10 protein-coding genes and 1 pseudogene are annotated in these 9,354 nt (G+C 68.0%); 7 read left to right on the forward strand and 4 right to left on the reverse strand.

Annotated elements, in window-relative coordinates; translation table 11 throughout:
- The 3 genes and pseudogenes from VMD50_RS13550 to mqo all read right to left on the reverse strand — a co-directional run.
- Positions 1-100: pseudogene (locus VMD50_RS13550) on the reverse strand (ATP-binding protein); the annotation flags it as partial.
- A complete protein-coding gene (locus tag VMD50_RS13555) occupies positions 97-567 on the reverse strand; it encodes a GNAT family N-acetyltransferase (RefSeq protein WP_325428265.1) in 471 nt (156 codons plus the stop codon). The pseudogene VMD50_RS13550 and the gene VMD50_RS13555, both read right to left, overlap by 4 nt.
- Positions 564-2,060 (reverse strand): malate dehydrogenase (quinone), encoded by a 1,497-nt coding sequence (gene mqo / locus VMD50_RS13560; protein WP_325428266.1) that lies wholly within the window; start codon positions 2,058-2,060, stop codon positions 564-566. Before mqo ends, VMD50_RS13555 begins: the two co-directional genes overlap by 4 nt.
- Positions 2,061-2,141: 81 nt before the next feature.
- Here mqo and VMD50_RS13565 point away from each other — a divergent pair, with 81 nt between their 5' ends.
- Complete coding sequence (locus tag VMD50_RS13565) at positions 2,142-3,167, forward strand: alpha/beta hydrolase (RefSeq protein WP_325428267.1); 1,026 nt, start codon at positions 2,142-2,144, stop codon at positions 3,165-3,167.
- 10 nt (positions 3,168-3,177) lie between these two features.
- Positions 3,178-4,557, forward strand: a complete 1,380-nt coding sequence (mtr, locus tag VMD50_RS13570) for a mycothione reductase (RefSeq protein ID WP_325428268.1) — start codon at positions 3,178-3,180, stop codon at positions 4,555-4,557.
- A 71-nt stretch (positions 4,558-4,628) separates the two neighbouring features.
- Here the strand turns inward: mtr and VMD50_RS13575 are convergent, their stop codons facing one another.
- Positions 4,629-5,039: a Fur family transcriptional regulator gene (locus VMD50_RS13575; protein ID WP_325428274.1), complete on the reverse strand. Its 411-nt coding sequence runs from the start codon at positions 5,037-5,039 to the stop codon at positions 4,629-4,631.
- A gap of 190 nt (positions 5,040-5,229) precedes the next feature.
- Between VMD50_RS13575 and nicT the strand changes: the two genes are divergently transcribed.
- The 5 genes from nicT to VMD50_RS13600 all read left to right on the forward strand — a co-directional run.
- Entirely contained in the window at positions 5,230-6,357 is a 1,128-nt protein-coding gene (nicT, locus tag VMD50_RS13580) for a Nickel transporter NicT (RefSeq protein ID WP_325428269.1), read from the forward strand.
- A 42-nt stretch (positions 6,358-6,399) separates the two neighbouring features.
- A complete protein-coding gene (locus VMD50_RS13585; protein WP_325428270.1) occupies positions 6,400-6,735 on the forward strand; it encodes a hydrogenase maturation nickel metallochaperone HypA in 336 nt (111 codons plus the stop codon).
- A 161-nt stretch (positions 6,736-6,896) separates the two neighbouring features.
- Positions 6,897-7,667 (forward strand): hydrogenase nickel incorporation protein HypB, encoded by a 771-nt coding sequence (hypB, locus tag VMD50_RS13590; RefSeq protein ID WP_325428271.1) that lies wholly within the window; start codon positions 6,897-6,899, stop codon positions 7,665-7,667.
- A gap of 307 nt (positions 7,668-7,974) precedes the next feature.
- Positions 7,975-9,030, forward strand: a complete 1,056-nt coding sequence (locus VMD50_RS13595) for an NADH-quinone oxidoreductase subunit B family protein (RefSeq protein ID WP_325428272.1) — start codon at positions 7,975-7,977, stop codon at positions 9,028-9,030.
- 52 nt (positions 9,031-9,082) lie between these two features.
- A partial coding sequence (locus VMD50_RS13600; protein WP_325428273.1) for a nickel-dependent hydrogenase large subunit occupies positions 9,083-9,354 on the forward strand: 272 nt, incomplete at its 3' end.

The raw sequence follows: 9,354 nt of genomic DNA on the forward strand, positions 1-9,354 counted from the left end.
GGATGAGCGCCCCGCCGATCTCCGGGCGCACCGCGCATAGCAGCAGCGCGAGCCGCAGTTGCTCGTGCCCGACGATCGCGCTGAACGGGTATGGCGTCACGGCTGTGTCGCCAGACCGGAACCGGGGCGCAGCATGGGCACGTGCGGGATGCCGTCGTCGATGAAATCGTCTCCGGCGCGGACGAATCCGTGCTGGGCGTACATGTCGGCGAGGTAGGTCTGCGCGTCGATGCGGCACGGGTAGTCGCCGACCTCGGCCAGCGCGGCGCGCAGCAGCCGGGTGGTATGCCCCTGGCCGCGCGCGCTGCGCTTGGTGCACAGCCGGCCGATGCGGAAGGCCTTCTCTCCCCCGGCGTGCTCCTCCATCAGCCGCAGGGTGCAGATCACCTCGCCGTCGGGGGTCTCCAGCCAGAAGTGCCGGGTCTCGGCGAGCAGGTCTCGCCCGTCGAGCTCCGGATACGGGCAGGCCTGCTCGACGACGAACACCTCGACCCGCAGCTTGAGCAGCTCGTAAAGGGTCGGAACGTCAAGGTCTTTGGACCAGACGCGACGCAGCGCCTCACTCACCGACGGGCCCCCGCTTCCAGCCGCAGGGCCTTGGTGCCCCATGACCACACCTCGTCGAACAGCGTGGGCTCGCGCGACAGCTCCACCCCCAGCGACGGCACCATCTCCTTGAGCGCGGGCAGCCACGAGTCGTAGCGGTCGGCGAAACACCTCTGCAGCACGTCGAGCATGGCCGGCACGGCGGTCGACGCCCCCGGGGAGCCGCCGAGCAGCCCGGCGATGCTGCCGTCGCCGGCGCTGAGCACGGTGGTGTTGAAGTCGAGCACCCCGCCCTTGCGCTTGTCGCGGCGGATCACCTGGACCCGCTGGCCGGCCACCGTCGGCTCCCAGTCCGAATCCATTGCGCTGGGTGCGAATTCGCGCAGCGCGCGCACGCGGTCGGGTTCGGAGAGGCGCAGCTGGCCGATCAGATAGTTGACCAGTGTCATCTGGGTGGCCCCGACACCGAGCATCGACAGCACGTTGTCCGGCTTGATCGAGCGGGGCAGGTCGGTGAAATGGCCGTGTTTCAGGAACTTCGGCGACCAGCCGGCATACGGCCCGAACACCAGCCACGACTTGCCGTTGACGAAGCGGAGGTCGAGGTGCAGCGCGCCGAGCGGCGGGGCCCCGGGCGCCGGTGCGCCGTACACCTTGGCGCGGTGCGCGGCGGTGAGCGCCGGGTTGTCGGCGCGCAGGAACCGCCCGCCGATCGGGAAGCCGGCGAAGCCCCTGACCTCCTTGATGCCCGACCGCTGCAACAGCGGCAACGCGTCCCCACCGGCGCCCACGAAGACGAATTTGGCGTTCAGCCGGTGCTTTTCACCGGTGCGGCGGTTGCGGACCAGCAGCGCCCAGCTGCCGTCGGATTGGCGGGTCAGGTCGCGCACCTCATGTCCGAACAGCGCCGTGGTGCCGCCGCGCACGCAGAAGCCGACCAATTGTCGCGCCAGCGCCCCGAAGTCGACGTCGGTGCCGTCGGCGGCCCAGTTCAGCGCGACCGGCTCGGAGAAGTCACGCCTGGCGGCCATGAACGGCAGCCGGCGCGCGAACTCGTCCGCGTCGTCGATCAATTCGGTGCGCGCGAACAGCGGGTTGCCGGCCAGCGCGCGCTGCCGCCGCCGCAGGTAGTCGACGCGCTGCGCCCCGCGCACGAAGCTGACGTGCGGGATCGGGTTGACGAAGCCGCGGTCGGTCAGGATGCCGTTCTCGACGGCGTACGCCCAGAACTGGCGGGTCACCTGGAACTGCTCGTTGATGCGGACCGCTTTGGTGATGTCGATCGAGCCGTCGGGGTTCTGCGGGGTGTAGTTCAGCTCGCACAGCGCGGAGTGCCCGGTGCCGGCGTTGTTCCAGGGGCTGCTGCTTTCGGCGCCGACGGCGTCAAGCCGCTCGACGAGGGTGATCGACCAGTCCGGCTCCAGCCGCCGCAGCAACGCACCCAGCGTCGCACTCATGATGCCGGCGCCCACCAGCACGACGTCGGTGCGTGCGGTTCTGGCTAGCCCTGACACCGTCCCAGGTTATCCCGACGCTATCCGGGCACCGCACGGCGTGCGGCCCACCGTAGCCAGCAAAACCTTTAAGCTGGCCTCGTGACTGGCGGGGCGACTGGCTGGGGGCCCGACGTGCTGCCCGGCTATTGGCAGCGCACCATCCCGCTCGGGCCCGATCCCGCCGGCGAGGGCGACATCGTGGCAACCCTGATCCGGCGCGGCAGGCCCACCGGTGCCGACCAGCACGCGGTCCTGGCCGTGCACGGCTACACCGACTACTTCTTCAACACCGCGCTGGCCGATCACTTCGCTAATCGCGGCTTCGCCTTCTATGCGCTGGACCTGCAGAAATGCGGCCGGTCGCGGCGCGACGGCCAGACCCCGCACTTCATCACCGACCTCGCCCACTACGACGCCGAACTCGACCGCGCGCTGGCCGTGATCAACGAGCCAAGTCGCTCCAAGATCCTGGTGTACGGCCATTCCTCCGGCGGCCTGATCGTCTCGCTGTGGCTGGACCGGCTGCGCCGGCGGGATCCGGCCGCGCACGCCGGCGTCCGCGGCCTGGTGCTCAACAGCCCGTTTCTGGATCTGCACGGCCCTGCGCTGCTGCGCCTTTCGCTGACCTCGGCGCTGATCGCCGGCCTGGCGCGGGCGCGGTCCAAGGGGGTGGTCCGGGCCCCGACCGAGGGCGGCTACGGCACCACCTTGCACCGCGACTACCACGGCGAGTTCGACTACGACCTGCAGTGGAAGCCGGTGGGGGGCTTTCCCATCACGTTCGGCTGGCTGCACGCCATCCGTCGCGGCCACACCAGGCTGCACCGCGGGCTCGAGGTCGGCGTGCCGAACCTGATCCTGCGTTCGGACCACAGCGTGCGGGAAACCGACGACCCGGAGTCCATGCACCGCGGCGACGCGGTCCTCGACGTCACCCAGATCGCGAGGTGGGCCGGCTGCATCGGCAATCGCACCACCGTCGTCCCGGTGGCCGATGCCAAACACGACGTGTTCTTGTCGTTGCCGGAGCCGCGGCGGATGGCCTACCGCCACCTCGACGTGTGGCTGGACGACTACCTCGGCAGCGAAAACGCGGACGCGTCGGCATCCCCGGGGAAGGGGTGAGGGCCCAAGGATGGAAACCTACGACATCGCGATCATCGGAACCGGTTCGGGCAACACCATTCTCGACGATCGCTACGCCGGCAAGCGCGCGGCCATCTGCGAGCATGGCACCTTCGGCGGCACCTGCCTCAACGTCGGGTGCATCCCGACGAAGATGTTCGTCTACGCCGCCGAGGTCGCGGCGACCGTCCGGGGTGCGGCCCGCTACGGCGTCGACGCGCACATCGACCGGGTGCGCTGGGACGACATCGTCTCTCGCATCTTCGGCCGGATCGACCCGATCGCGCTCGGCGGCGAGGATTACCGGCGCTCGGCACCCAACATCGACGTCTACGCCCGGCACACCCGGTTCGGGCCCGTCCAGCCCGACGGGCGCTACCTGTTGCGCACCGACGCCGGTGAGGAGTTCGCCGCCGATCAGGTGGTGATCGCGGCGGGCTCGCGGCCGGTGATCCCGTCGGCGATCCTGGCGTCCGGCGTCACCTATCACACCAGCGACACCATCATGCGCATCGCCGAGTTGCCCGAGCACATCGCGATCGTCGGAAGTGGCTATGTCGCGGCCGAATTCGCGCACGTCTTCTCGTCGCTTGGCGTGCGGGTCACGCTGGTGGCCCGGGGCAGCTGCATGCTGCGGCATTGCGACGACACCATCTGCGAACGGTTCACCCGCATCGCGTCCAGCAAGTGGGAGCTGCGCACCCACCGCAACGTCGCGCGCGCCGCCAACCGCGGCTCCGGCGTCGCCCTGGAGCTCGACGACGGGTACACCCTGAACGCCGACCTGCTGCTGGTGGCGACCGGCCGGTTGCCCAACGCCGACCTGCTGGACGCCGAGCTGGCCGGCATCGATGTCGAGAACGGCCGGGTGGTGGTCGACGAATACCAACGGACCTCGGCGCGCGGCGTTTTCGCGCTGGGCGACGTCTCGTCGCCGTACAAGCTCAAGCACGTCGCCAACCACGAGGCCCGCGTCGTGCAGCACAACCTGCTGTGCGACTGGGACGACACCGGGTCGATGGCCGTGACCGACCACCGGTTCGTGCCGTCGGCGGTGTTCACCGACCCCCAGCTGGCGGCCGTCGGGCTGACCGAAAACCAGGCCATCGCACGCGGATTCGACATCGCGGTCGCGGTCCAGGACTACGGCGACGTCGCCTACGGCTGGGCGATGGAAGACACCACCGGGATCGTCAAGCTCATCGCCGAGCGCAACAGCGGATGCCTGTTGGGCGCCCATATCATGGGTCACCAGGCGTCGTCGATCATTCAGCCGCTGATCCAGGCGATGAGCTTCGGGCTGACCGCCACGGAAATGGCGCTCGGCCAGTACTGGATTCATCCGGGGCTGCCCGAGGTGGTCGAGAACGCCCTACTGGGCCTGCGCTAGCGGCGATCGCAAGCGCGGCGTAGCCGGGCGTTGGGGGTACCCCCGCGGAGCTGGGGGACGGGTGCCGCTTGTCAGCCGTCCTGGCACTGCGGGCACAGCCCGCGCAACGTCAGGCCGGCCGCCTCCGACAGCGCGAACGAACTGCCCGCCATCGCGTGCTCGAGCGCCGAGCTCAGTTGCCTGGCCGGCACCTCGATGATCGAGCCGCATCGCGTGCACACCGCGTGGTGGTGCGGCGCTGTGGCCAGCCCGTAGGTGGCGACACCGCCGTCGAGGGTCAACGCGTGCAGCACCCCCTGATCGACCAGGGTGGTCACCGTGCGGTAGATGGTCGCGACGTCGGGCGGCTGGGTGCCCGGCGGCAGGCACGCGCGCACCCGCTGGTGGATCTCGGCGACCGGCAGGTGCCCGCTGACCGGCTCGAGGACCGCCAGCACCTGGATCCGCGACGCCATCCGCCGCAGCCCGTGGGCCCGCAGCATGTCACCGATCCGTTCGGTGACGGCCGGGTCGAGCGCCGGAGCCGTGCGCAGGCCCTTGGGTGTCACCCGTTCAGTGTCGCGCCCGCTACCCGGGATCGCCAGTTTTCGGCTCAACTCGGCGCGGGCGAACCCGGGGCGGTTCCTGCAATCGACTTGCATTTGGCTCGCGCCGCCCCCTAATGTCGTGCCGGTGGCCAGTACCGAGTCCGACTGGCGGCCATCACGACTGTGCAAGCTTCGGGGCGCCCTGGCGCCGGCGGAGTGGTGGCGGCTGGGATCGATGGTGGCGGTGATCGCCGCGCTGCACCTCGTCGGCTGGATCACCCTGGTGCTGATCGTCGATCCGGAGCGGCTGAGCCTGGGCGGCAAGGCATTTGGCATCGGCGTCGGGCTGACGGCCTACACCCTGGGGATGCGGCATGCCTTCGACGCCGACCACATCGCCGCCATCGACAACACCACCCGCAAGCTGATGAGCGACGGGCAGCGTCCGCTGGCCGTCGGGTTCTTTTTCTCGCTGGGCCACTCCACGGTGGTCTTCGCGCTGGCGCTCCTGCTGGCAACGGGGACGAAGGCCGTCATAACGGCCACTGCCGGGCCCGTCGAGGACGGCTCCTCGACGCTGCATCACTACACCGGGCTCATCGGCACCGGCGTCTCCGGGCTGTTTTTGTACCTGATCGCCACCCTCAACGTCATCGTGCTGGTCGGGATCCTGCGCGTGTTCGTGCGATTGCGCCGCGGCGAGTACGACGAAAGCGAACTCGAACGGCAATTGCAGAATCGCGGGCTCATCAACCGATTCCTCGGGCGGTTCACCAAGTCGGTCACCAAATCCTGGCACCTGTACCCCGTCGGGCTGTTGTTCGGGCTGGGGTTCGACACCGCCACCGAGATCGCGCTGCTGGTGCTGGCGGGCACCAGCGCCGCGGCCGGTCTGCCGTGGTACGCCATCCTGTCTATGCCGGTGCTGTTCACCGCCGGCATGTGCCTGCTGGACACCATCGACGGCTCGTTCATGAACTTCGCCTACGGCTGGGCCTTCGCCAGCCCGGTGCGCAAGATCTACTACAACATCACGATCACCGGGCTGTCGGTTGCGGTGGCCCTGCTGATCGGCAGCATCGAACTGCTCGGTCTGTTCGCCGACGAGCTGGGGTGGCGCGGTCCGTTCTGGCGGTGGCTGGGCGGCCTCGACCTCAACGCCGTCGGCTTTGTCGTCGTCGGCATGTTCGCCCTGACCTGGGCTGCCGCCCTGCTCGTCTGGCGCTTCGGGCGCATCGAGGAAAAGTGGAGTTCGGCCGAAACCGCGAGCTGACCCCGTCCGGGTGTAGACCCCGTCCGGGTGTAGAACAGTGCCATGCACGAGCTGGCGCTGTGCGAGGCCATCGCCGGTGTGGTCAAGACGCATGCCGACGGACGGCACGTCGACGTCGTGCGCGTGCGGATCGGGGCTCTCCGTCAGGTGGTGCCGGAATCGCTGTCGTTTTGCTGGACGCTGGTGCGGGACTCCGAGGACATGCCGGACGCCGAGCTGGAACTCGAGTGCGTCACCGCCGAGGTGAAGTGCCGTTCGTGCGGCCGCCAATCCGAGATCACCTCGGCCTGGTCCATCTGGTGCCCGGGGTGCGACAGCCCCGACGTCGAGGTGCTGCGCGGCAACGAATTCCTGGTCACGTCGCTCGACGTGTCCTAGGGGCCGCCCAAAGCTCCACGGGCTCACGAACTTTCCCCGCATTGAGCGGGCAATCGACGACGCAACACACGCCGGGAACGCGTCGCGCAGTGCACGCCGGGCGGGCCAGGTTGCGCCGGGCATTAAGATTCGGCCATAGCGCCACGGGAACGGATCCGATCATGGGCAGATTTCATCGACACGACGACGGCACCGTGCACACCCATGCTCACGATGACCCCGATCACGAACACGGCGACCACAGCTCCTATCGGACGGGCAGGCAGCGCATCGACGTGCTGGAGGCGATCTTCGCCGAAAACGACGTTCTCGCCGACGCCAACCGGGCGGCCTTCGAGAGCAACGCGATCCGCACGCTGAACCTGATGAGCTCGCCCGGATCGGGCAAGACGACCATCCTGCAGGCAACGCTCGACGAACTCGCCGGCGAATTCGCGATCGGCGTGATCGAGGGCGACATCGCCACCGACCTGGATGCGGCCAAGCTCAGCGGACGCGGCGCCCAGGTCTCGCTGCTGAACACCAGCAATGGGTTTGGCGGCGAGTGCCACCTCGACGCGCCCATGGTCAATCGCGCGCTGCCGGGCCTCGACCTGCCCAACCTGGACCTGGTGATCATCGAGAACGTCGGCAACCTGGTCTGCCCGGCGGAGTTCGACGTCGGCGAGCACGCCAAAGCGATGGTCTACTCGGTGACCGAGGGCGAGGACAAGCCGCTGAAGTACCCCGTGATGTTCCGATCGGTGGATGTGGTGCTGCTCAACAAGATTGATCTGGTGCCCCACCTCGACGTCGATGTCGAGTCGTACATCGCGCACGTTCGCGAGGTCAATGCCGCGGCGGAGATCCTGCCGGTCAGTGCGCGCACAGGAGCCGGCATGGGCGCCTGGTTCGGATGGCTGCGCCGATTCGCCACGGGCTCCGACACATGATCGGCTGGTTGAACGGATTCGCATCCGGAATCTTGCGAACAACTTGCAGGACGGCCTTTTTCGGCCCGCTCTTTAGCCTGACTCACGGGTTGGGGTGACGTCGCGACGGACCGCCGTACTTCCTTGTCGGGCAACGGCAATGGCCGGCGTACGAGCCTTATGGGACACATGTGCATTTGCCCGCAAACCAAGAGCCGTTGACAACGGTGTGCGGCGGGAGTAGACCCAAATTCAGCGCTGCGCAAGTGGGCCGACGGTCGACTCCGGCAGCGTAGGAGCATCCAGCCCGGCTCCGGAAAGCTGCGTCATGCCAACAGAAGCGGCAGTCAAAGCGGAAGAGACATTGATCCATGTGCTATGGATCAATGCGGGGTTGAGTTGTGACGGCGATTCGGTGGCGTTGACTGCCGCCACCCAGCCCAGCGTCGAGGAAATAGCCCTCGGTGCGCTTCCGGGTTTACCCAAGGTCGCTGTGCACTGGCCCCTGATCGATTTCGAATGCGGACCCAACGGGGGGGCGGACGACTTCCTCGAGTGGTTCTTCAGAGCCGATCGCGGCGAGCTCGAGCCCTTCGTGCTCGTCGTCGAGGGATCCATTCCCAACGAGAAGATCAAGGACGAGGGCTACTGGTGCGGGTTCGGCAACGACCCGGCCACCGGCCAGCCGATGACCACCAGCGAGTGGCTCGACCGGCTGGCGCCCAAGGCCACCGCCGTCGTCGCGGTCGGGACGTGCGCCACCTACGGCGGCATCCACGCGATGGCCGGCAACCCGACCGGGGCGATGGGCGTTCCCGACTACCTCGGCTGGGATTGGAAGAGCAAGGCCGGCATCCCGATCGTCTGCGTTCCCGGCTGCCCGATCCATCCCGACAACCTGTCGGAGACGCTGACCTACCTGCTCTACATGGCGACCGGTCAGGCACCGATGATCCCGCTCGACGACGCGCTGCGGCCCAAGTGGTTGTTCGGCAACACCGTGCACGAGGGGTGTGACCGGGCCGGCTACTACGAGCAGGGCGATTTCGCCACCGAGTACGGGTCACCCAAATGCATTGTCAAACTTGGCTGTTGGGGCCCGGTCGTGAAATGCAACGTGCCCAAGCGCGGCTGGATCAACGGTGTCGGTGGCTGCCCGAACGTCGGCGGCATCTGCATCGGATGCACCATGCCGGGCTTCCCGGACAAGTTCATGCCGTTCATGGACGAGCCGCCGGGCGGCAAAATTTCCACCACCGCCTCAGGCCTGTACGGGTCGGTGATCCGCAACCTCAGAGGGATCACTGCGCGCACCGTGGACAAGGAGCCGCGCTGGCGCCACAACGGCGACAAACTCACCACCGGAGCCCGCCGCACCTGGTAGGTCCCCTACCAGGTGCGCGCGCTTCATCCTCACTTCAGACGGAGACAGTGCGATGACAACTATCGTCCCGGAGCCGACCACCGCCAAGCGCGAGCCCGGCCAGCTCGTCGACATGGCGTGGGACCCGATCACCAGGATCGTGGGCAGCCTCGGCATCTACACCAAGATCGATTTCGAGAACAAGGAAGTCGTCGAGTGCCACAGCACCTCGTCGATCTTCCGCGGCTACTCGATCTTCATGAAGGGCAAGGACCCCCGCGACGCCCACTTCATCACCAGCCGCATCTGCGGCATCTGCGGCGACAACCACGCCACCTGTTCGTG

Source organism: Mycobacterium sp., from assembly GCF_035506235.1.
GTDB lineage: Bacteria > Actinomycetota > Actinomycetes > Mycobacteriales > Mycobacteriaceae > Mycobacterium.